This window comes from Nocardia otitidiscaviarum, from assembly GCF_007362295.1.
GTDB lineage: Bacteria > Actinomycetota > Actinomycetes > Mycobacteriales > Mycobacteriaceae > Nocardia > Nocardia otitidiscaviarum.
On sequence record NZ_CP041695.1, the window covers coordinates 3,087,373 to 3,108,649 of the forward strand.

Sequence of the window (21,277 nt, forward strand, 5' to 3'; positions counted from 1 at the left end):
TGGATTGGAGCGATCGGCTCACGGCCCGAAACGGCGGAAGGAACACGAATCCATGAAGGCCCTGCGCTACTACGCACCCGAGGACCTCCGGCTGGAGGACATCCCGGAACCCGAGTGCGGTCCGGACCAGATCAAACTCCGGGTGCGCAACTGCTCGACCTGCGGCACCGATGTCAAGATCCGCCACAACGGGCACCAGAACCTCACGCCCCCGAGGACTCTCGGCCATGAGATCGCGGGCGAGGTCGTCGAGGTCGGCGCGGCGGTGAACGACCTGTACGGCACCGACTGGCGAGTCGGCGACCGGGCTCAGGTGATCGCCGCCGTGCCGTGCGGGAAATGCCACGAGTGCGCCAGGGGCTGGATGGCGGTGTGCCAGAACCAGACCTCGGTCGGCTACCAGTACGACGGCGGTTTCGCCGAATACATGATCGTGCCGAGTCAGGTACTGCGCGTCGACGGCCTGAATCGAATCCCCGACGTCGTCGGCTACGACGAAGCCTCCGCGGCCGAACCGCTCGCCTGCGCCATCAACGCGCAGGAACTGCTCGGCATCGAGGCGGGCGATACGGTCGTCGTATTCGGCGCGGGGCCGATCGGGTGTATGCACATTCGCATCGCGCGCGGCGTATACCGCTGCGGCCCGGTCTATCTCATCGACGTGAACGCCGAACGCCTGGAGCTGTCGGCGAACGCGGTGCGACCCGACGAGGTCATCGACGCCTCGTCGACCGATGCGGTCGCCCGCGTCCTGGAACTGACCGGCGGCCGCGGCGCGGACGTGATCATCACCGCCACCGCCGCCAACATCACCCAGGAGCAGGCCATCGCCATGGCCGCCCGCAACGGCCGCATCTCCTTCTTCGGCGGCCTGCCCAAAACCAATCCGACCATCACCTGCGACTCCAATGTCGTGCACTACCGCCAGTTGCACATCCACGGCGCCAACGGCTCCGCGCCCGAACACAACAGGCGCGCCCTCGACTACATCGCCACCGGTCAGGTCCCGGTGCGTGATCTCATCACCGACCGCATCCCGCTCGACCGGGTGCTCGACGCCTTCTCGACCGTGGAGAGCGGCACGGCCATCAAGGTGACCGTCCAACCCTGATCCGGCGGCGCGGGGCTACCGATGCCCGCGACCTACCTATTCGGCGACCCTGTTGCGGACGCCGGAGAGCGAATCTCCGCACGACCATGGGGGTTTCGCTGGTGACCACACACCACGCGGTGGGACGCGCCGCCGAACCGTTTCCGCTGTACTCCGCGGCGTTCGCCGCCGATCCGACGACCGCCTACAGCGAACTGCGGCGGCGCTACGGAGATATCGCGCCGGTGGAGTTGGCGCCCGGCGTCCCGGCGTCGCTGGTGCTGGGCTACCGCACCGCGGTGGCGATCCTGCACGACCCGCAACGCTTTCCGGCCGATCCGCGGACGTGGCAGCGCGGTGTGCCCGCCGACTGCCCGGTGCTGCAGGTGCTGGAATGGCGGCCGATGGCGCTGCGTAACGACGGGGTGGCGCACACCCGCTACCGGCAGGCCAGTGTGGACGGGCTCGGCGCTGTCGACCTGTACGACCTCGACGCCACGGTGGAGCGGATCGCGGTGCCGCTGATCGCCGACTTCTGCGCCGCCGGTGCCGCCGATCTGATCGGCCAGTACGCCGCACCGCTGGCGTTCGGGGTGATGAACGCCCTGCTGGGGTGTCCGCCGGAGATCGGTCGCCGGGTCGGGGAGGCCACCGTCCTGCTGTTCGACGGCACCGACACCGAACGCGGCAACGTCATGCTCTCCGAGGCGGTGCGGGATCTCATCGTCACCAAGCGGGAACGGCCGGGCGACGACATCACCTCCCGGCTGGTGCGCCATCCCGCCGGATTCGACGATGTGGAACTGCTGCACCAGGTCGCCATCCTGTACGGAGCGGGCATCGAGCCGTTGCAAAATCTGATCAGCAACGCGCTGCTGTTGATCCTGTCCGATCAGCGCTTCGCCGGTGATGTGCTCGGCGGCAGCCTCTCCACCCGCGACGCGCTCGACGAGGTGCTGTTCACCGACCCGCCGATGGCGAACTTCTGTGTCACCTATCCGCGTCAGCCCATGCTGGTCGGTGCTACCTGGTTGCCCGCGCATCAGCCGGTGGTGATCAGCATGGCCGCCTGTAACAACGATCCAGAGGTGGTCGCCGACGGTGGCCGGGTCGGCAATCGCTCGCATCTGGCGTGGGGCGCGGGTCCGCACGCCTGTCCGGCGCAGCCCGCCGCCTACCTGATCGCACAGAACGCCGTCGACCAGTTGCTCGACGCCCTGCCCGATATGCGTCCGGCGGTGCCGGTGGCCGACCTGGAGTGGCGGCCCGGACCGTTCCATCGGGCGTTGGCGGCGCTGCCGGTGGTGTTTCCGGCGACGCCGCCGTGGCACTGAATCGCTTGTGGCGCTGCGGATCAGGACGGCGTGCGGATCAGGACGGCGTACCCGTGAGTAGGTCCGATCCCGCGGGGTGCACGAATGTCTCGGCGAAGGCGTCGGCGATCGAGCTGTCCCGGCTCGCGGCGAGCATGAGCCGTCCGAGCGATTCGGGCGGGTCCAGCAGTGTGAGCGTCCAGCGTGCGGCCGGATGCGCGATATCGGTGAGCCAGGGTTCCGCGGCCGCCGCCATCCAGTCCCGGTCGAACGGTCCCCACGGGTTGTCGAGGATCGCGCGGCCGTAGTGGGTTCCGCAGTGGACGGCGTTGTTGGCGCCCTGTGCGCCGCCGGGATCCATCCGGCACACCACATCGGCCCCGCCCAGGATGGGGCGGCCGGACGGGAGCGTCCCGATCGGCTGCCGCATCACCGGTGTCACGCCGCCGACCAGGGTGGCCCCGGCATCGGTCAATTCGCCGACGCGGAAACGAGCGGAGAACGCCGGCGGCAGGTGGCTGTCGAGCAGCTCCCGAGCCTGTTGCCACCGCGCGGCGGCCGTGCCACGGACATCCACGATATCCAGCGGACGTCCGGGGATGGCCGCGAAAAGCAGTGTCTCACAGCGCCGTTCCTGGCCCGGCGGGCCGGTCAGCGCGGGTGCGGAAACAAGTTCGCCGAGACCCGGAAGCGCCACGTAGGTGCCGAGACCGTCCGGATCGGGCGCGACGCCGTCGAGGTAGAACACGGCCATGCGCCGCGCCGGTTCGGTCGGCAGCGTCCATCTCGGGTCGTCGGCGAAGCAGGCCGCCAGTTCCCCGGACACCCGGGTGACCACGGTCAGATCGTATCCCGCTGCGCGGCTGTCGATCTCGGCCACCGATGGAGATCCGAGGGCCAGCTCACCACCTGCGGCGACGAAGTCGGTGAGCCACCGGGCATGCGCCGTCCGCTGGTCGACGCTCTGCGCGGGCCGGCTGAACCGTCCCGACCACTGATCCACCACGCTGCCCTCCACCACCATGGTGAACCGGATGCCGAGCACCTCCGGCGCGAGGGTGCGCCAATGACCCAGTCCCGCAGTCGATTCCAGATCGAGCGTGCGCGGAAACTTCAACTGGGTGCTGGTCACCGACCCGGACAGCACCGCCTCCGCGTCGCGATCGGTGACCAGGGTTACCGGTATGCCGCCGTCGAGCAGACGCCGAGCGAGGGGTAGTCCACACTCACCGGCCCCCAGTACCTGAACGCGTGTCACGTCGACTCCTTTCGGTTCGTGTCTGCTCCGACATCGTCGGCCGATAGGTAGCCGCCCGGCATCGGTAGCGGCGTGAGCGATCATGACGCGCATCGGTAGCGAGCTGGGTAGGCTACTTCGTCGTGTCGGTGCCTTCCCCGCAGAACATGGAAACGGCGGCCGCAGCCTGCGATTTCATCGGTCGTGACGACGAGTTGGATCGGATCGTGACGGCGCTGCTGGGCCCGTCCCGTCTGGTCACGCTGGTCGGCGCGGGCGGTATCGGTAAGACTCGGTTGGCGGTCGAGGTGACCCGGCGACTGCGCAAGGCGCGTCGCGCCCCCGTGTACTGGGTGCGGCTGAGCCGTCTGGCCAAGGGTTCGGCACCGGCAGCGGTCGCGGACGAGGTGGTGCGGTCGGTGGTCGACGGTGACTTCTCGGGCCGTTCGGCGTGGCGGGCGCTGATCGAGACCTTGGGCGCGGGGCAGCGCGCTCGTGGTCCCGCGCCGGTACTGGTGGTGGACAACTGTGAGCATCTGCTCGACGCGGCCGGAGACGTCATCTGCCGTCTGATCGCCGAAGTACCGGGCCTGACGGTGCTGGCCACCAGCCGGGAGACCATCGGCTGGATCGACGAGCAGCGCATAGTCATTCCGCCCTTGGCGCACACCCACGCCGTGGACCTGTTCCGGCAGCGTGCCGCGCTGACCGGCCGCCCCGTCGCCGACGAGCATGCCGACCTGGTGGACTCGATCTGCGGCCAGGTGCACCACCATCCGCTCTACATTCAACTGGCGGCGGCGCGCCTGCGCTATCAGCCGTTACCGCTGATTCTGCGCGATCTCGGCGGCACCGAGACGGACCGTCGACTGCATTGGTCCGGTGGCCCACGCTTGGGCCTGGACGAGCGCCATCGCGGTATCCGCGATGTGATCGCCTGGTCGTTCGACCTGTGCGAGCCGAAGGAACAACTGCTCTTCGAGCGGATGTCGGTCTTCGCCGCCGGGTACGACGTCCACCCCGACGACGCGGACGGCCGGTCGACGCCCGACACCGGCGCGGAACTGTCGGCGATCACGGCGGTGTGCGCCGACGACGAGCCGGACGGCCTGCTCGCACGGGAGATCGAGCCGCTGCTGGAGCGTCTGGTGGACCGATCACTGGTGCTCATTCACCTCGACGCCGATCTCCCGCGCTATTCACTGCTGGAGAGCTGCCGGGTGTTCGCACAGCAGCGGCTGGCCGAGCGGGATGCCACGGCATGGGCCCGGCTCACCGGACGCCACCTGCGCCACTACCGTGATCGGGCCTCCGCCGCCCGTGCCGAGTGGGCCGATGGGCGGGAAGCGGAATTGTTGACCTGGGCCCGCGCGGCCTGGGACAACCTACTATGCGCCATCGACCGCAGCCAGGCCGGTGGCGACGGCGCCGCCGGGCTGGAGATCGCCATCGGCCTCATCGCGCTGCGCGTCCCGTTCCTGCGCGGGTCGCTACGGGAATCACGTCAATTGGCCGAGCGCACCCTGGCGACCGTGCACGCGGCGGGGGCCGGGCCGGTAGCGGTACGGGTGTCGGCGCGGGCGATGATCGGCTGGGTCGCGCTGTGCCAGGGCCGCGCCGATGAGGCCGAGCGCATGCTGGACGAGTGCGTGGCCGAGCTCGATCCCGACCCGGAGACGGCGGCCCGGTGGCGGCGGCAGCCGACTGCCGACGCGGGCTTCCCCGCGGCCGTCGAATACCTCTGGGGCAGTGTGCTTCTGCTGGACGCCGCCGACGTCCGCGCGCTCCCGGTGCTGGCACGGGCACGGTCCAAGTTCACCGCCGGCGGCGATCGCGGCGGCGCGATCATGGCGGAACTGTTCGAAGCACTGGCGGCGGGCTTCCTCGGAACCGCCGAGCAGGCAATCGATATCACCGCCCGGCACCTGGCCGGCATCGGTGATTCGGGACCACAGTGGGCGAAATCCTGGGCCGAACTGGCCCGCGCCATCGCCCTTACCGCGCACGGCGACGCCGAGGAGGCCGCATCGCTGATCCATGCCGCACTGAGCTGGCAGCTGGATATGCGCGATCGCTGGGGCGTGCTGTGGGCGGTGCATATTCGATGCTGGACGCTGGCGCGAATGATCACCGACGGCACCGGCGGCGGTCGCGCGGCCCGGGAACGAGCCCGTGAGATCGGCTGGCTCGGCGGCGGCGCGGCGGCGCTGCGCCGAGAGATGGGTGTCGATCTGGCCAACCTGCGCCCGTTCGCCACGGCCACCGACCGTGCCCTGGTGATCGCCCGAAAGACCTTGGGCGACCGCGAATTCGAGGTGTTCTTGCGGGAGGGTGAACTGCTGAACCCGACCACCAACGAAGTCGCCCGACTGGCACTGGGCACCTGGTCGCCGCAGCGCATACCGACCGACCATCCGGTCCGTCAGCACCGTCCCGCCCCGTGGCAGCAACTCTCCGCCGCCGAACGCGAGGTGGCGGTGCTGGCCGCCGCCGGATGGACCAACGCCGCCATCGCGACCCGGCGAGGCAGCTCCTCACGCACCGTGGACGCTCAGGTCGCCGCCGTCCTGCACAAACTCATGATCCGGTCCCGCGCCGAGATCCTGCCGCTGCTGCCCGACGCCGATCGGGCGCGTGCCGATCGCGAGGCAGCGGTGCCACGATAGCGGGGCGGAACCATTCACCGTCGTGGCGCGCTCACGACACAGCGGAAGCCGAGGTGGCAGGTGGAGGTGTCCTCGGTCTGTCCCTGCCGGGCCGCGGGACGGTAGCGGAAGCAGTAGTCGGCGGAGCACAGGTAGGAGCCGCCCTTCACCACGCGCCGGGAGAACCGCTGTGCGGGTGAGGATTCCTCGGCTGTTCGGCCGGACGTGCAGCATGTTCCCGGCGCGGGCCGGTCGTAGCGGTCGGTGGTCCACTCCCACACATTGCCGGTCATGTCGAACAGGCCGTAGCCGTTCGGTGGATAGGAGCCGACGGCCGTGGTGTCTGGCGTATCGGGCTGTCCGCGACCCGGCCGGAACCGCCAGGGGAACGCTCCGACCCAGACATTCGCCATCCGGCGGCCGCGCGGTTCGGCCTCGTCACCCCACGCGTACACCGCCCCGTCCCGGCCGCCGCGGGCCGCGAACTCCCATTCGGTCTCCGTCGGCAACCGCTTGCCCGCCCAGCGCGCGTACACCGCCGCGTCCTCGAAGGCGATCTGGGTGACCGGGTGTCTGTCACGGCCGTCGAGAGTGCTGTCCGGGCCGAGCGGGTGCCGCCAGTTCGCGCCGGGCACGTAGCGCCACCAGCGGCGCCAGTCATCCAGTGGCACCGGTCCCGAGGTGGGATGGAACACCAGTCCCCCGGCGACCAGATGTGCGGGATCGGCCTCGGGGAAGTCGGCGCTGTCGGGGCGGCGTTCGGCGACGGTGACGTATCCGGTGTCCTTGACGAAGCGCCGGAATGCCACGACCGTCACCGGATACGGGTCGATCCAGAACTGCTCGACCGTTTTCCGGCGTGGCGGTCGCTCCTCGGGGAAGAAATGGTCGGATCCCATGGTGAACACGCCGCCGGGCACGTGAACCATGCCGCGCCGGCTGTCGGTCGGAGCCGCGAGGGACATGTCCGCTTTCCCTCAGTCCCGCGAAAAGGCCGAGGCGGCAGCCATTTCCAGATTCTCGTAGGGTTTGCCGCTCAGGTCGGCGGTGACCCGGCGGATCGTGCCGCCGGTGAACGGGAACGGCGTTCGATACCGCTGCGACACCGGCTGCCCGCTGTCGCGGCCCACACAGATGCCCTCCCCCACCCAGGAGAACAGACTGGGCTGTATGCGCATATCGGCGAGCGATCCCACCGCCCGGTCGTCGATGTAGAGCGTGGCCTCCCCGGTTGGGGTGAAGTTGTCCGACCGGGTGCCCCGACGTTCGAATCGGACGCCGAAGATGTGCTCGCCCAACGGTATCGGCTGCTCGGAGCGAATGGTCTGCTCCTCCTCGCCGAGGAAGTTGTAGACGTAGTACAGCCGCCCGTCCTGAAGGAACAGGGTGTGACCGCCCAGCCTGCCGCCGTGCGCGAAGAGCACGCCGTGCGCCTGGTCGTCGGCGACGGTGACATCCGCCAGCACCGCGAACGACCGGCCGTTGATCTCCAGGGCCGCGCCCGGACCCACCTCCGCGCTGCCCGGATAGTAGACGCGGCTGTCGCGCGCGCGTCCGAGCGTCGGGCGCGGACGGGCGCTGGCGGTGATGATGTCGAGATCGTTCAAGGGCAGACCGTGGTATTTCTCGGCCTCGGCGAACCACAGCGCCTTCATCTTCTCGAGTTTGTCGGGATAGTCGGCGGCCAGATCGCGCAACTGACTGCGGTCCTCGAGTAGATGGAACAGTTCCCAGCGATCGGACTCGAAATGGCCCCACCCCGAGGGGCAGGCCGCGTGCACGGTGTTGGCGAACCAGCCGCGATGCCAGATTCCCCGGGTGCCCAGCATCGAATAGAACTGGGTGTGCTTGTCGAAATCGGCGTTCGGGTCGTCGAGGATCGCCCGGAAGCTCACGCCTTCCAAGGGACGCTGCGCCACACCCTGCACGGTGTCCGGCGGTGTGATGCCGAGCAATTCGTACACGGTGGGCGTCACATCGCAGATATTGAGGTAGTGGTGTCGCGTCTCGCCGCGTGCCGTCAGCCCGGCGGGCCAGGAGAGTACGCAGGGATCGGCGATACCGCCCTCGTGTGAGGCATAGCGCTTGTACAGCTTGAACGGCGTATTGAAGGCCATTGCCCAGCCGATCGCGTGATGGTTGTAGGTGCGCGGGGAGCCGAGTTCGTCGATCAGCGCCAAGCCGTCGTCCACGGTGTCGAGATAGCCGTTGAAGAATTTCATCTCGTTGACGCTGCCGTTGGGGCCGCCCTCACCACTCGCACCATTGTCCGACAGCAGGACGATGATCGTATTGTCGAGTTGGCCGCTGTCCTCCAGATAGTCGAGCAGCCGACCGATCTGCGCGTCGGTATAGGACTGGAAGCCGGCGAACACCTCCGCCTGCCGGCGGAACAGCCGCTTCTCGTCCTCGGACAGGGAATCCCACGGGCGCACCGTGTCCTGGGCGGGCCACGGCTTGCCGTCCGCGCTGGTCACGTCGGAGTACGGATTGAGCGGCGGCAGCTCCGTATCGTCGGGCAGCAGGCCCATACGCTTCTGGTTCTCCAGCACGATGTCGCGATACTTCTCGTATCCCATGTCGAATCGGCCGCGATACCTGTCCGCCCACTCCTGCGGCACATGATGTGGTGCGTGGCCGCAGCCCGGACACAGGTACATGAACCACGGCTTGTCCGGGGCTATCGTCGTGGAATCGCGAATGAACTCGATCGCCTTGTCGGCCAGATCCTTCGACAGGTGGTAGCCGTCCTCGGGTGCGTACGGCTGCGAGATCGGATGGTTGTCGTACACGAGGTTCGGGTACCACTGGTCGGCCTCACCGCCGAGAAAACCGTAGAACCGCTCGAATCCCCGCCCCAGCGGCCAATGCCGTTTCGACGCGGCCAGATTCCCCTCCTCCAGCGGGTTCATATGCCATTTGCCGACGGCATAGGTATTCCACCCGCGCTCCGACAGCACCTCCGACAACAGTGCGGTGTCGGCCGGAATCCGCCCGGAGCAGTTGGGAAAGCCGTCGCTGAACTCCTCGATCGTCGCCATCCCGACCGAGGTGGCATTGCGCCCGGTCAGCAGCGCCGCACGACTGGGCGAACAGAGCGCGGTGGTGTGGAACTGTGTGAATCGCACTCCCCGATCCGCGATGCGCCGCACATTCGGCATCTCCACCAGTCCGCCGTAGCTGTCCCACGTGCCCATTCCGGTGTCGTCCCACACCAGGTACAGCACATTGGGCGCTCCCTCCGGCGCCTTGGGTTCCTCGTACGGCCCCCAATCGGCCACCGAATCACGAATGTCCAGTGCGATACGGCCTTCGAATTCCCGCGTCACCAATCCCACCTCCGGAACGAGTCGGCTGTCTTCCGGAGATACTGGCCCGCCCGCGGCGCCCGGTCGTCACCCGTTGGGGGTGAGGTGGGATGTGATTACCCCTGAAATGCACGAAACCCGCGCCGATGGCGCGGGTTTCGGAGCTGATCCGCTCTCAGATGGCGCGGACGCTCTGGGCCTGCGGGCCCTTCTGACCCTGCCCGATCTCGAACTCCACTCGCTGACCCTCTTCGAGGGACTTGAAGCCGGAGCCGGAAATCTGGGAGTAGTGGACGAACACGTCGGGGCCGCCCTCATCCTGCGCGATGAAGCCGAAGCCCTTTTCGCCGTTGAACCACTTCACACTGCCTTGCGACATACTTTTGTTTTAACTTTCCTGTTGTGAGCCGAGCGATCACATCAACAACCCGTGCTCACCACACAGCATCTCACAGTGCGGCGGTAAACCCTAACCGACGGGTGGTCCGGTGCTCGATCGACGCCCGCGGACGGGGCTGTGATCAGGGGTTGCGATGATCTTCGTGAGCTGTGTCGCTGCTGAATACGGGGCGGGACGCGGCCACCTCCTCCTCGGTCGGCGACGAGGTGCTGGCGGGTTCCTCGAGGTGACTGAAGAGGCCGGACTGCGGTCGATCTTCACGGTTCATCCTTGAAGTCTGCTCCGAAAATCCGGAAAAACACCAATCCTGCGCTCGATGCGCGGGTGCGCGGTGCGTCGCGAGAGGGGTTCCACTGCACCGCAGGTCGCGTGAAGGCACAGGCGCACGACTAGGCGGGGGCCTTGTTCAACCCACGGTGATCGCGCCGGTGCTGCTGTTCCATTCGATCCAGCCGCCCTGGAAGTTGCTGCGGCGTCCCTCGTCGGTGTCCTGCTCACCGGAGGTGGGGAAGCCGAGGCGGCCGTTCTCGTAGCCCTGTTGCGCGTAGGCGTCGAAGATCGCGCCGTGCACCGGGTAGGTGCCCGCCGGGGAGTGGTAGATGTTCCCGTGCTGGAACCGGTTGAAGCGGCCCACTCCGTTCGGCGTGGAGAGCTCGCCGGTCACCGGCCAACCCAGCGCGGATGCCGGACCGCCGGCGTTCTCGTATTCGTCACCGATCTGCCCGTACACCTCCCAGGCGCCGGTATCGGGTGTCCAGTAGATCGCCCCCTCCTCGAAGTCCTGCTGCCGACCGCCGTCTCGATCACGCTCGTCTCCGGTGCAGTCGCCCAACGGGCCGGTCGGACCCGACACCTCGGCGTAGCGCGTCCCGACCGCACCCGTCGGCCAGCAGCACTCGTCGTCCTCGGTCGCGCAGCCCGCGACCCCGAATATCGCCAATGCCAGGCCCACGGCCACCACCGCGGCCCTCGAGATAGCCGGTAGCACCATCACACCGCCTCTCACCGTCTGCGCCACCTATACGGACGGGGTGACACCGGGGAGAGCGGCGAAACCTCACCGCACGGGATGCCGCGCTTCCGTCGCGACTGGCGCGCCGATACGGCGGGCAGGCACCGGGGGGACCGACAGCGCTCGAGATGCGTGTGGCCCGGAACCGACCGGTTCCGGGCCACAGCTTCGACAGAGAACTTTCGACAGAGAACTACCGGCCGGCGACGAGTTCGGCGCAGCGCTCGCCGACGAGCATGACGGTGATGTTCGGATTCACCGTGGTGTGCGCGGGGAAGACCGAGGCGTCGGCGACGCGCAGGCCGTCCACGCCCTTGACGCGCAGTTCCGGATCCAGCGGGCTCATGGTGTCGTCGACCGCGCCCATCCGGACCGTGCCCACCGGGTGGTAGACCGTGTTGTGGGTGCGGCGGATGTAGTCGGCCAGCTCCGCGTCCGAGTTCGTCTCCGGACCCGGGTACAGCTCACGCGCCACCCACTCGGAAAGTGGAGCGGTGGAGGCGATTTCGCGCGCCTTGCGGATGCCGGCGATCATGACGCGCATGTCGTGGCCCTCGGCGTCGGTGAAGTAGCGGGGGTCGACGCGCGGCTTGTCGCGGAAGTCGCGGGAGCGCAGCCGGACGGTGCCGCGGGAGCGGGCGTGGGTGACATTCGGGGTGAGACAGAAGGTGTTCTCGGCCGTCGGGTAGCCCTGCCGCAGCGTGTGCATGTCGAAAGGCACACTGCCGTAATGCATCATGAGGTCGGGACGGTCGAGCCCGTCGACGGTGGTGGTGAAGATTCCGGCCTCCCACCACTGCGTCGACCGGTCCACCATCGGCCGCGTCGTCTCGAAACCGATGACGCCCTCCGGATGGTCCTGCAGATGCGCGCCCACACCGGGCGAGTCCACCAGCACGTCGATGCCGTTCTCGCGCAGGTGATCCGCCGGTCCGATACCCGACAGCATGAGCAGCTTCGGGGTGTCGATCGCCCCCGCCGACAGGATCACCTCGCGGGTGGCGGTGATGCGGGTGGTGCGACCGAAGGCGTTGTCGGTGATGTCGACGCCCACGGCCCGGCCGCCCTCGACGACGACCTTCTTGGCCCAGGCCCCGGTCCGGACGGTCAGATTCGGGCGATCCAGGTGCGGATGCAGATAACTCACCGAGGACGAGGCGCGCACCCCGTCGGGGCGGCGGTTGATCTGGAAGAAATTGGCCCCGTTGACCACCGTGCGGCCCGAATTGAACTCGGCGCGCGGTATGCCGACGGCCTCGCAGGCGTCCAGCAGCGCCACACCGCACGGATCGTTCGGCGGCACCGTCATGATGTGCACCGGCCCGCTGCGCCCGTGATGGTCGCCCGGCGCGTCATTGGTCTCGATCCGCGGGTACAGCCGGTACACCGAATCCGAACCCCACCCGGTGCAGCCGTGCTCACGCTCCCAGGCGTCCAGATCCTCGCGCGGAGCCCAGAACGCGATACAGCTGTTGTGCGAGGAGCAGCCGCCCAGCACCTTGGCGCGGGCGTGCCGCATGAACGAATTGCCGTTCTCCTGCGGTTCGATGGGATAGTCCCAGTCGTACCCGGATTCCAGCAGTTCCATCCAGCGGTCCAGCCGCAGGATGGCGTCGTCGCCCACATCCGACGGTCCGGCCTCGAGCAGACACACCGTCACCGCCGGATCCTCCGACAGTCGCGAGGCGACGGCCGCGCCCGCCGAGCCGCCGCCGACGATCACATAGTCGTACTCGGTCACTTCCGCTCCCCTCGGTCGGCGAACCAGCCGGTGACACCCGGCCGGAGATTCTCGTAGACGTGTTTGGCCTCGCGGTACTCGTGCAGGCCGGACGGTCCCAGCTCGCGGCCGACGCCGGAGTGCCCGAAGCCACCCCATTCGGCCTGCGGCAGGTAGGGGCCGAAATCGTTGACCCACACGGTTCCGTGCCGCAACCGGGCCGCGATCCGGCGGGCCCGGGCGGTGTCGGACGACCACACCGCACCGGCCAGGCCGTATTCGGTGTCGTTGGCGATGGCGACCGCCTCGTCCTCGGTGGTGAAGGTCTCCACGGTGACGGTCGGCCCGAACGCCTCGTCGTGCACGCAGGCCATCTCCCGGGTGGCCCGGTCGATGACGGTCGGCCGATAGAACCAGCCGTCGTCGAGGCTGCCCGACCCCTGGTCGCCGGTGGCGAACGCGCCGCCGGTGCGAATGACCGCCCCCTCGGCGCGGGCTTGCTCGACATAGGCGTGCACCTTGTTGCGGTGCGCGGCCGAGATGAGCGGCCCGGTCTCGGTGCCCTCGGCGAACGGGAGACCGAGCCGGATCTCCTCGGCCCGCCGTACCAGCTCGTCCACGAACCGGTCGTGTGCCGACTCCTCGATGACCAGCCGCGCACCCGCCGAGCACACCTGACCGGAGTGCAGGAAGGCGGCGTTGAGGGCGTTGTCGACGGCGGCGGCCAGTCGCTCACGCGTGTCGCAGGCATCGGCGAAGATGACGTTCGGGTTCTTGCCGCCCAGTTCGAGCGCCACCTTCTTGACCGTCGCCGCGGCCTCGCGGGCGATGATCCGGCCGGTGGCCAGGCCGCCGGTGAAGGAGACCATGTCGACGTCCGGATGTGCCGAGAGCGGTGCACCGGCGGTTGTGCCCGCGCCGAGGACCAGATTGGCCACGCCCGCGGGCAGGTCCAGCTCGTCCAGCACCCGCATGAGCAGGATGGAGGTGTGCGGCGTCAGCTCGGACGGCTTCAGGACGAAGGTGTTGCCCGCGGCCAGCGCCGGGGCGATCTTCCACGCCGCCTGGAGCAGGGGGTAGTTCCAGGGTGTGATGAGCCCGCACACACCGACCGGTTCGTACACGATGCGGGAGTCGACATCGGGGGAACCCGCGTCCACCACCCGGCCCGCGTCCTCGGCCGCGAGCTTGCCGAAGTAGCGGAAGCAGTTCGCGATATCGGACATGTCAATATCCGACTCGTACGGCCGCTTGCCGGTGTCGAGTGTTTCGGCGCGCACGAAATCCGCGCGCTGGGCGTCGATGGCGGCGGCCACCGCCAGCAGCAGATCGCCGCGCTCGGCGGCCGAGGTGTCGCGCCAGGGCCCGCGGTCGAAGGCGCGCCGGGCCGCCGCGATCGCCGCCTCGGTATCGGCGGCATCCGCCTCGGAGACCACGCCGACCACGGAATTGTCGGCGGGACAACGGATCTGGCGGGTCTTGCCGGATTGTGCGGCGCACCAGGAGCCGTTGATGTACAGGGTGTGACTCATGTGGTGGGTGTCCCTTCAGGATCGCTGACGGTGACGTCGGTGTCGCTCGGAGTCGGCTCGTGGGTGTCGGTGGCCGAGCGGCGCAGATGCAGATAGCCGAGATGGCGTTCGTACTGGTCGAGAATGTCGCCGATAACCTGCTCGCGGGTGTAGCCGTTGAGCGAGTAGCCCTGCGATCCCTCCGCGAGGTACACCTCGCAGCGGAAGTAGCGGTCGTCGGAGCGCTGTGAGAGCACCGCGTAGCTGGGTGTCGGCGCGGACACCGGGCAAACGCAGTATTCGAATCCGGGCTCGTTGGCCTGGTCGACCACCAGCCGCGGCGACAAGATCCCTTCGTGCTGACCCGATTCGGTGACCGTGGCGGCGATGCCCGCCCGGTCGAACTCGGCCGCCACCTCCCGCATGGCCGGAACGACGGTGTTGGCGACGAACTTCCGGGTGGCCCCCGGCCCCGGGTACTGGATGGTGGCCAGCAGGCGGCGACGCCAGCTGCCGTGCTCGGACGGTCCGCGTCCGGCCGCGATGGCCTTCGGCAGGGTCGTCCGGTAGCTGTCCAGCTTGAGCGATTCGTTGCGCACCGTACGCAGCAGCGCCACACCGATGAGGGCGAGCACGAACGAGAACGGCAAGCCCATGATGATGGTGGCGTTCTGCAGGGTGGTGATGGAACCGCCCGCACCGGCGAACAGCATCGACAAGGTGAGCAGGCCGATCGCCAGCGACCAGAAGATGCGGGTGCTGCGGGCGCAGTCCGCCATCGGATCGGGCAGTTTCGAGGTGAAGTTGCCCATCACCAGCGAACCGGAGTCGGCGCTGGTCACGTAGAACAGCAGCCCGGTGATGGTCGCGATGCCGAGCAGCAGCGGCGCGCCCGGGTACTGCTCGAGCAGCGAGTAGAACCCGGCCTCGGCCCGGTTCGCCGTGGTCAGCGCGAAGTCCTCGTCGTCGCGGGCGAGTTCCAGCGCGCTGTTACCGAAGATCGAGATCCACAGCAGGATGAAGCTGAACGGTACGACCAGGACGCCGAAGATGAACTGGCGCAGGGTGCGTCCGCGCGAGATGCGCGCCAGGAACAGTCCGACGAACGGCGCCCACGCCACCCACCACGCCCAGAAGAACAGCGTCCAGGCGTCGATCCAGGCGGTCGGCTCGTTCACCGTTTCCGGATTGCGATCCCAGGCGAAGGTGTCGAGGGTGCGGTCGAGGAAGGTCGACAGATAGTCGCCGACATTCTGGGTGAGCCCGTTGAGCAGGAAATCCGTCCGGCCCGCCACCAGGATGTAGACCAGCAGCACGATGGACAGGATGACGTTGAACTCCGACAGCCGCCGGATGCCCTTGTCCACGCCCGAGGTCGCCGAGATGGTCGCGATGACGACCGACAGGGCGATGAGGCCGATCTGGGCCGCCTTGCCCTGGGCGACGCCGAACATCTCGTGCAGGCCGTAGTTGAGCTGGACGATGCCGATGCCCAGCGAGGTCGCGATACCGAAGATGGTGCCCAGCACCGCCGCCACGTCGATGGCGTCGCCCCAGCGGCCCTCCACTCGCTTGCCGAAGATCGGGTACAGCGCCGCCCGGATGGTCAGCGGCAGATTGTGCCGGAAGGCGAAGTAGGCGAGCGCACCGCCCATGAGCGCGTACATGGCCCAGCCGGTGATGCCGTAGTGGAAGATGGTCCAGGTGGCGGCCTCGCGGGCGGCCTCGTTGGTTCCGGCGGGGCCGGTGGGCGGGTGTAGATAGTTGTAGACGGGTTCGGCGACCGAGAAGAACATCAGGTCGATGCCGATGCCGGCCGCGAAAAGCATTGCCGTCCAAGTGAACAGGCTGTACTCGGGACGGGACTCCTCCGGTCCCAGCCGGTAGCGGCCGTACTTGCTGGCGCCGATGAAGACGACGAGTCCGACGATGACGGTGGCGAGGATGATGTACCACCAGCCGAACCACGTGGATATGAACGTCTTGACCTCACCGACCACGGTCTCGGCGCTCGAGGGTGAGGCGAGCGCCCAGATCGCGAACGCGAGAACGATCCCCGCCGCGGTGAAGAACACCGGCCGGTTGACCGACCCGCGGCCCGCCTCGGGATGAGGCGGGCCCTCGGCTTCGGTTGTTCCTCCGCGATCAGCGGACTCGGTTCCCGATGGGGTGGCTCCGGTCTGCTCAGTCATTTACCGAACGATAACTGGTAGGACGCCGACTGAATCAGACCGCCCGGTGTCCGGCGTGTGGCGCGCCGACACTAGGATGTTCGAACTCCCCCGCGTCAGCGCAGTCCCGCCACCGCCGCCCGGGTCGCGTCCACCACCAGCGCATTGTCGGGCTCGGCGTCCGGTTCGGATTTGGTCGTCAATACCGCGATCACGATCGGGGCGAGCCCCGGCGGCCAGGCGATGGCCACATCCAGCGCGCCACCGTAGGCGGGGCTGCCGGTCTTGTCGCCGACGGTCCAGTCGGCGGGTACCCCGGCGCGGATGCGCTGGTCACCGGTGGTGTTGGCGACCAGCCACGACTTCAGTTGCGCGCGTTCGGGTTCGCCGAGCACATCGCCCAGCACCAGCGCGCGGTAGTCGGCGGCCAGCGCGGCCGGGGTGGTGGTGTCGCGCTCGTCGCCGGGTACGGCGGAGTTGAGTTCGGTCTCCCACCGGTCCAGCCGGGTCACCTCGTCACCGATCGACCGCAGGAACGCGGTGAAACCGGCTGGGCCGCCCAGCAATTCGAGCACCTTGTTACCGGCGGTGTTGTCGGAGAGGGTGATCGTCGCCTCGCACAGCTCGGCCACCGTCATACCGGTGTCCACGCGCTGCTCGGTCATCGGCGAGTACTCGACGAGCTCGTCGCGGGAGAAGTGGATCACCTGATCGAAGAACCCCGTGGACAGGGGATGGTCGCGCAGCAGCGCCCCGCAGGCCAGCCCCTTGAAGGTGGAGGCCATCGGGAACCGCTCCCCCTCCCGGTAGGCCACGGTCCGGCCGGAACCGGTGTCGACCGCGTACACGCCGAGCCGGGCGGCCCGCTCGGACTCCATCGCGGCGAAGGAATCGGTACCGGCGATCGTGGCCGATGCGCTCGTGGAGGCGGCGGCCTCGGAGCCGGGATCGGAGCCGCAGGCCGCGCCGACCATCGAGAGCGCGGCGACGGCCGCGACAGCGACGAATCGGCGGAGTGGGAAGGGGTGGTGTGGAATGCGGCGGTGTGTCGTCGAGAAGGTCACCGCCGGACTACATCACCGCCGCGGTGCACCCGGCCAATATCCGCCCCCCGCGCGGGCGAGTCGGGTTCGATATCGCCGCAGGTCACCGGGGCGGGAAAGTCGCGTTCGAACGCCTCGGGGGCCCGTCTCCGCGCGGATTGCCGCGGCGTCGCTGGTTCAATGACCGCATGGATCTGATCCGCCACCTCCGCTTCTTCGTCTCGGTCGCGGACGAGGGGCATTTCGGCCGGGCGGCGGCCGCGCTGGAGATGACCCAGCCGCCGCTGTCACAGGGCCTGCGGCGGCTGGAACAGCATCTGGGCGTCGATCTCCTGCATCGCACCCGGCAGGGAGCCGTGCTCACCGCCGCCGGACTCCAACTGCTCCCCCGTGCCCGGCTGCTCGTCGACGATGCCGACCGGCTGTTGGCCGAGTCGCAGCGCATCGCGCAGGCGCACGGTGCGGTGCACTGGGGTGCGACCTCCGCACTGCCCGATGCGTTGATCACCGCGGGCGTGCGGGCGTTGCGCACTGCGGTCGTGGCGGACGCGGCCGTGTCCACGACGGTCGCTCCGACCGTCGACCTCGTCGGGGCCGTGCGGGCGGGGCTGTGCGACGTCGCCGTCATCGAGCATCCCGCACTCGTGGACGGGGTGGAGGCGCGGCCGGTGGTGAAGCTTCCGCGCTGGCTGGTAGTGCCGTCGGAGCATCGCAGCGCCGGCGCCGAGCGGCCCACCTTCCCGATGCTGGCGGGATTGAGTTTCGCCTGTCCGCCGCGCTCGGACAATCCGCCCGCCTTCGACACCATGCTGGACCTGTTGCGTGAACGCGGACTGGACGCGCCCACCGTGCCCGCACCGGATGGTCGCGCCGTCTTCGCCGCGGCCGCCGCCGGAACCAGCTTCGGGCTCACCACCACCGCCCCGGCCGCCACACCCGGCGTGGCGTGGCTGCGGCTGGCCCCGCAGGCAGTGGCGCTGCGGCTCCGTGTCGTGCACCGACCGGAGGCCGCCGCCCTCGCCGACGCCGTGGACCGGGTGCTGTACCGGGAGCGGCTGTGATGACCAATACCCCGATGACGAATATCGTACGGAGCCAATCGATCACCGGTGACGCGGAAACCCGCATCCGGGCCGTGTTCGCCGACGCGGGCTGTACCGGCTGGCTGCATGCCCGCCGCTGCGACGACTCCGGCACCGAGATCTCACTCGGCGGTGACGAACGGGTCGTCGTCGCCTCGGTGTACAAACTCCCGCTGTTCGTCGCCTTCTGCCGCCAGATCGACGAGGGCCGCATCGACCCCACCGCCCGGATCACGGTGACACCCTCGGACTGCACGCCCGGCCCCACCGGTATCGCCGCCCTGCGGGACCCGGTGACCATGAGCCTGCGCGATCTGGCCGCCTCCATGATGACGGTCTCCGACAATGCCGCCGCCGACGTGCTGCTCGGCGAAATCGGGCTGGCCGCCGTCGAAGAGCTGCTCGACGATGTCGGCCTGACCCGGACACGGATTGTCGGCGGCACCGCCGACCTGCACCGCAGCCTGGTGCGCGACACCGACACCCACACCACCGCGGAGGCGTTCGCGGCGCTGGAGCGCAATGACGAAGCGTGGTCGGTCTCGGCCTACGACCCGTCCTACACCAGCGCGACGACACCGGAGGAGATGACGCGTTTCCTGCACGCGCTGTGGCGCGGTGACATCCTCTCCCCCGAGCGCACCGACTACGCCCGCGCCGTCATGCGCGCCCAGGTGTGGCAGCATCGTATCGCCGCCGGTTTCCCGTTTCGCAGCGTGTCGGTCGCGGGTAAGACCGGCACCATCGGCGTCATCCGCAACGAGGTCGCCGTGGTGGAGTTCCCCGGTGAATACCCGGTCGCCGTAGCGGTTTTCACCCGCGCGGCGCGCGCCGACCCGGTACTGCCCGCGGTCGACGCCGCGATCGCCGAGGTCGCCCGCATCGCCGTCACCGAACTCCGTCGTCCGCTGCCCGGCGATTGATCCGAAGGCTCCCGGCAACGGTCGGTTCGCGCGGGTACCGCCAGCGATCAGTCGCGCTCGGCGCGGACGGAGTGCCTGGGGTCGCCGCGTTGTTCGGCACCGAGGCTGGCCAGAATGCTGAGCTTGTCGTGGGCTTCGCTGCCGCGGGGCGCGGAGAGGACGATCAGTTCCAGCCCGGAGTCGTCGGGGAGGGTGAAGTTCTCCTGGTGCAGGTCGAGGCGGCCGACCAGCGGGTGGGTGTAGGGCTTGAGGCCGTGGGTGCGACCACGGACCTCGGCGCGGGCCCACAGGCGGCGGAAGCGGTCGCTGCCCATGGCGAGTTCGCCGATCAAGGAAGCCAGCTTCGGGTCGTCGGGATACTTACCCGCGGCCAGGCGTAGATGCCCGACGGTATCGAGGGTGCATTTCTCCCAGGCGGCGTAGAGGGCGAGGCCGTCGGGCTCCAGGAAGATGTGGCGGGCGATATTGAACTCGCGCAGCGGGCGGCCGAACAGCAGTTCGGCCAAATGGTTTCCGGCCAGCACGTCCATGCGGTGGTCGAGCAGGAAAGCTGGGGTGTCGCCGACCAGATCCAACATGCGCAGCAGTTCCGGACGGGGACGCGCGGTGGCCGGTGCGGTGCGGACCGGTCTGCGAGGGTTGCGGGCGAGACGGTGCAGGTGCTCGCGCTCCACCTCCGCCAGGCCGAGCACCCCCGCCAGCGCGTCGAGCACCTGCGCCGACGGCTGCCGGGCGCGGCCCTGCTCCAGGCGCACGTAGTAGTCGACGCTGACACCGGACAGATGCGCGACCTCCTCCCGGCGCAGCCCCGCCACCCGGCGGCGTGCGTCGGTGGCGATGCCGACCGCGGCGGGGTCGACGCGGGAGCGGCGGGTGCGCAGGAAGTCGGCGAGATCGTCCATCGCTCCAGTATCACCACACCCACCGCGATCGAGGGTGGCCCTGCCGATACCAGGAAGTCCCGTCCGACGGAAGAAGCGCCCCTGAACGGCGCACTCGTCCGCCGCCAGGATCGGAGACGACCGATCACGAAGGAGCGGAAATGAACACACTCATCGTCCACGCCCACCCGGAGCCGCGGTCGCTGAACAGCGCGCTGGCCGACGTCGCGGTGTCCACGCTGACCGAGGCGGGCCACGACGTACGGGTGAGCGACCTCTACGCCATGAACTGGAAGCCGCTGGTGGACGCCGCCGACTTCGGCCCGGCCGCCAGCGAGCCGCTGCGCGTCGTCGCCGACTCCGGGCGTGCCTACGACACCGGCAACCTCACCCCCGACGTCACCGCGGAACAGGACAAACTGCGCTGGGCCGATACGGTGATCCTGCAATTCCCGCTCTGGTGGTACTCCATGCCCGCCATCCTCAAGGGCTGGGTCGACCGGGTGTTCAGCTACGGATTCGGTTACGGCGTCGGCGAGCACAACGAGACCAGATGGGGTGATCGGTACGGTGAGGGCACCCTCGCGGGCAAGCGCGCCATGCTGTCGGTCACCATCGGCGGTCGCGAAACCCACTACTCCGACCGTGGCGTCAACGGCCCCATCGACGATCTGCTCTTCCCCATCCAGCACGGCATCCTCTACTACGCCGGTATGCGGGTCGTCCCGCCGTTCGTCCTCTACGGCGCGGATCGCTGCACCGAGGAGGACTTCGCGGTGGCCGCCAAGCAGTATCGCCAGCGCCTGCTCACCCTCGCCGACACCACCCCGATCCCCTACCGTCCGCAGAACGGCGGCGACTACGAACTGCCTTCGCTGCGACTGCACGCGGGCCGGGAGGTGCCGGGGCGCAGCGGATTCGGGCTCCATCTGGGATAGCCG

Annotated in this window: 16 protein-coding genes; 6 read left to right on the top strand and 10 right to left on the bottom strand. The window is 68.8% G+C overall.

Annotated elements, in window-relative coordinates:
- Nucleotides 1-52 precede the first annotated feature (52 nt).
- Nucleotides 53-1,111 (top strand): zinc-dependent dehydrogenase, encoded by a 1,059-nt coding sequence (locus FOH10_RS13600; protein WP_143980970.1) that lies wholly within the window; start codon nt 53-55, stop codon nt 1,109-1,111.
- A 101-nt stretch (nt 1,112-1,212) separates the two neighbouring features.
- The gene (locus FOH10_RS13605; protein WP_244961967.1) at nt 1,213-2,424 is read left to right on the top strand and encodes a cytochrome P450 family protein; all 1,212 of its coding nucleotides are present in this window, start codon (nt 1,213-1,215) and stop codon (nt 2,422-2,424) included.
- A 37-nt stretch (nt 2,425-2,461) separates the two neighbouring features.
- On the opposite strand, the gene FOH10_RS13610 is transcribed toward FOH10_RS13605, so the two are convergent.
- Nucleotides 2,462-3,661, bottom strand: coding sequence for a styrene monooxygenase/indole monooxygenase family protein (locus FOH10_RS13610; protein WP_143980972.1), 1,200 nt, complete (start codon nt 3,659-3,661; stop codon nt 2,462-2,464).
- Nucleotides 3,662-3,783: 122 nt separating this feature from the next.
- On the opposite strand from FOH10_RS13610, the gene FOH10_RS13615 reads away from it, so the two are divergent.
- Nucleotides 3,784-6,306 carry an ATP-binding protein gene (locus FOH10_RS13615; protein WP_143980973.1) on the top strand — a complete coding sequence of 841 codons (2,523 nt, stop codon included), beginning with the start codon at nt 3,784-3,786 and terminating at the stop codon, nt 6,304-6,306.
- Nucleotides 6,307-6,320: 14 nt separating this feature from the next.
- Here FOH10_RS13615 and FOH10_RS13620 read toward each other — a convergent pair whose 3' ends face one another.
- The 8 genes from FOH10_RS13620 to bla all read right to left on the bottom strand — a co-directional run bounded on the left by FOH10_RS13620 (nt 6,321) and on the right by bla (nt 17,381).
- Nucleotides 6,321-7,250, bottom strand: a complete 930-nt coding sequence (locus FOH10_RS13620; RefSeq protein WP_143980974.1) for a formylglycine-generating enzyme family protein — start codon at nt 7,248-7,250, stop codon at nt 6,321-6,323.
- Nucleotides 7,251-7,262: 12 nt separating this feature from the next.
- Nucleotides 7,263-9,614 carry a sulfatase-like hydrolase/transferase gene (locus tag FOH10_RS13625; RefSeq protein WP_143980975.1) on the bottom strand — a complete coding sequence of 784 codons (2,352 nt, stop codon included), beginning with the start codon at nt 9,612-9,614 and terminating at the stop codon, nt 7,263-7,265.
- Nucleotides 9,615-9,768: 154 nt separating this feature from the next.
- The gene (locus FOH10_RS13630; RefSeq protein WP_029927571.1) at nt 9,769-9,972 is read right to left on the bottom strand and encodes a cold-shock protein; all 204 of its coding nucleotides are present in this window, start codon (nt 9,970-9,972) and stop codon (nt 9,769-9,771) included.
- A gap of 427 nt (nt 9,973-10,399) precedes the next feature.
- A complete protein-coding gene (locus tag FOH10_RS13635; RefSeq protein ID WP_143980976.1) occupies nt 10,400-10,984 on the bottom strand; it encodes an LGFP repeat-containing protein in 585 nt (194 codons plus the stop codon).
- Between the two features lie 214 nt (nt 10,985-11,198).
- Nucleotides 11,199-12,746, bottom strand: a complete 1,548-nt coding sequence (locus FOH10_RS13640) for a GMC family oxidoreductase (protein ID WP_143980977.1) — start codon at nt 12,744-12,746, stop codon at nt 11,199-11,201.
- The gene (locus FOH10_RS13645) at nt 12,743-14,257 is read right to left on the bottom strand and encodes an aldehyde dehydrogenase family protein (RefSeq protein WP_143980978.1); all 1,515 of its coding nucleotides are present in this window, start codon (nt 14,255-14,257) and stop codon (nt 12,743-12,745) included. Before FOH10_RS13645 ends, FOH10_RS13640 begins: the two co-directional genes overlap by 4 nt.
- The gene (betT, locus tag FOH10_RS13650; protein WP_143980979.1) at nt 14,254-16,428 is read right to left on the bottom strand and encodes a choline BCCT transporter BetT; all 2,175 of its coding nucleotides are present in this window, start codon (nt 16,426-16,428) and stop codon (nt 14,254-14,256) included. Before betT ends, FOH10_RS13645 begins: the two co-directional genes overlap by 4 nt.
- A 95-nt stretch (nt 16,429-16,523) precedes the next feature.
- The gene (gene bla, locus FOH10_RS13655; protein ID WP_143984076.1) at nt 16,524-17,381 is read right to left on the bottom strand and encodes a class A beta-lactamase; all 858 of its coding nucleotides are present in this window, start codon (nt 17,379-17,381) and stop codon (nt 16,524-16,526) included.
- A 257-nt stretch (nt 17,382-17,638) separates the two neighbouring features.
- Here bla and FOH10_RS13660 point away from each other — a divergent pair, with 257 nt between their 5' ends.
- Both FOH10_RS13660 and FOH10_RS13665 read left to right on the top strand, forming a co-directional pair.
- Nucleotides 17,639-18,511 carry a LysR family transcriptional regulator gene (locus tag FOH10_RS13660; RefSeq protein WP_143980980.1) on the top strand — a complete coding sequence of 291 codons (873 nt, stop codon included), beginning with the start codon at nt 17,639-17,641 and terminating at the stop codon, nt 18,509-18,511.
- Nucleotides 18,512-18,525: 14 nt separating this feature from the next.
- Nucleotides 18,526-19,455 carry a serine hydrolase gene (locus tag FOH10_RS13665; RefSeq protein WP_143980981.1) on the top strand — a complete coding sequence of 310 codons (930 nt, stop codon included), beginning with the start codon at nt 18,526-18,528 and terminating at the stop codon, nt 19,453-19,455.
- A gap of 47 nt (nt 19,456-19,502) precedes the next feature.
- On the opposite strand, the gene FOH10_RS13670 is transcribed toward FOH10_RS13665, so the two are convergent.
- Nucleotides 19,503-20,357 (bottom strand): helix-turn-helix transcriptional regulator, encoded by an 855-nt coding sequence (locus tag FOH10_RS13670; protein WP_143980982.1) that lies wholly within the window; start codon nt 20,355-20,357, stop codon nt 19,503-19,505.
- A 140-nt stretch (nt 20,358-20,497) separates the two neighbouring features.
- On the opposite strand from FOH10_RS13670, the gene FOH10_RS13675 reads away from it, so the two are divergent.
- On the top strand, nt 20,498-21,274 hold the full coding sequence (locus FOH10_RS13675; protein WP_143980983.1) for an NAD(P)H-dependent oxidoreductase: 777 nt from the start codon (nt 20,498-20,500) through the stop codon (nt 21,272-21,274).
- The last annotated feature ends 3 nt before the right edge of the window (nt 21,275-21,277 follow it).

Bases quoted from the DNA above. Each gene is read 5' to 3' on its own strand.
- betT (WP_143980979.1), bottom strand. From the start codon at position 16,428: ATGACTGAGCAGACCGGAGCCACCCCATCGGGAACCGAGTCCGCTGAT.
- FOH10_RS13660 (WP_143980980.1), top strand. From the start codon at position 17,639: ATGGATCTGATCCGCCACCTCCGCTTCTTCGTCTCGGTCGCGGACGAG.
- FOH10_RS13600 (WP_143980970.1), top strand. From the start codon at position 53: ATGAAGGCCCTGCGCTACTACGCACCCGAGGACCTCCGGCTGGAGGAC.
- FOH10_RS13665 (WP_143980981.1), top strand. From the start codon at position 18,526: ATGACGAATATCGTACGGAGCCAATCGATCACCGGTGACGCGGAAACC.
- FOH10_RS13675 (WP_143980983.1), top strand. From the start codon at position 20,498: ATGAACACACTCATCGTCCACGCCCACCCGGAGCCGCGGTCGCTGAAC.
- bla (WP_143984076.1), bottom strand. From the start codon at position 17,381: ATGGTCGGCGCGGCCTGCGGCTCCGATCCCGGCTCCGAGGCCGCCGCC.
- FOH10_RS13645 (WP_143980978.1), bottom strand. From the start codon at position 14,257: ATGAGTCACACCCTGTACATCAACGGCTCCTGGTGCGCCGCACAATCC.
- FOH10_RS13670 (WP_143980982.1), bottom strand. From the start codon at position 20,357: ATGGACGATCTCGCCGACTTCCTGCGCACCCGCCGCTCCCGCGTCGAC.
- FOH10_RS13630 (WP_029927571.1), bottom strand. From the start codon at position 9,972: ATGTCGCAAGGCAGTGTGAAGTGGTTCAACGGCGAAAAGGGCTTCGGC.
- FOH10_RS13635 (WP_143980976.1), bottom strand. From the start codon at position 10,984: ATGGTGCTACCGGCTATCTCGAGGGCCGCGGTGGTGGCCGTGGGCCTG.
- FOH10_RS13620 (WP_143980974.1), bottom strand. From the start codon at position 7,250: ATGTCCCTCGCGGCTCCGACCGACAGCCGGCGCGGCATGGTTCACGTG.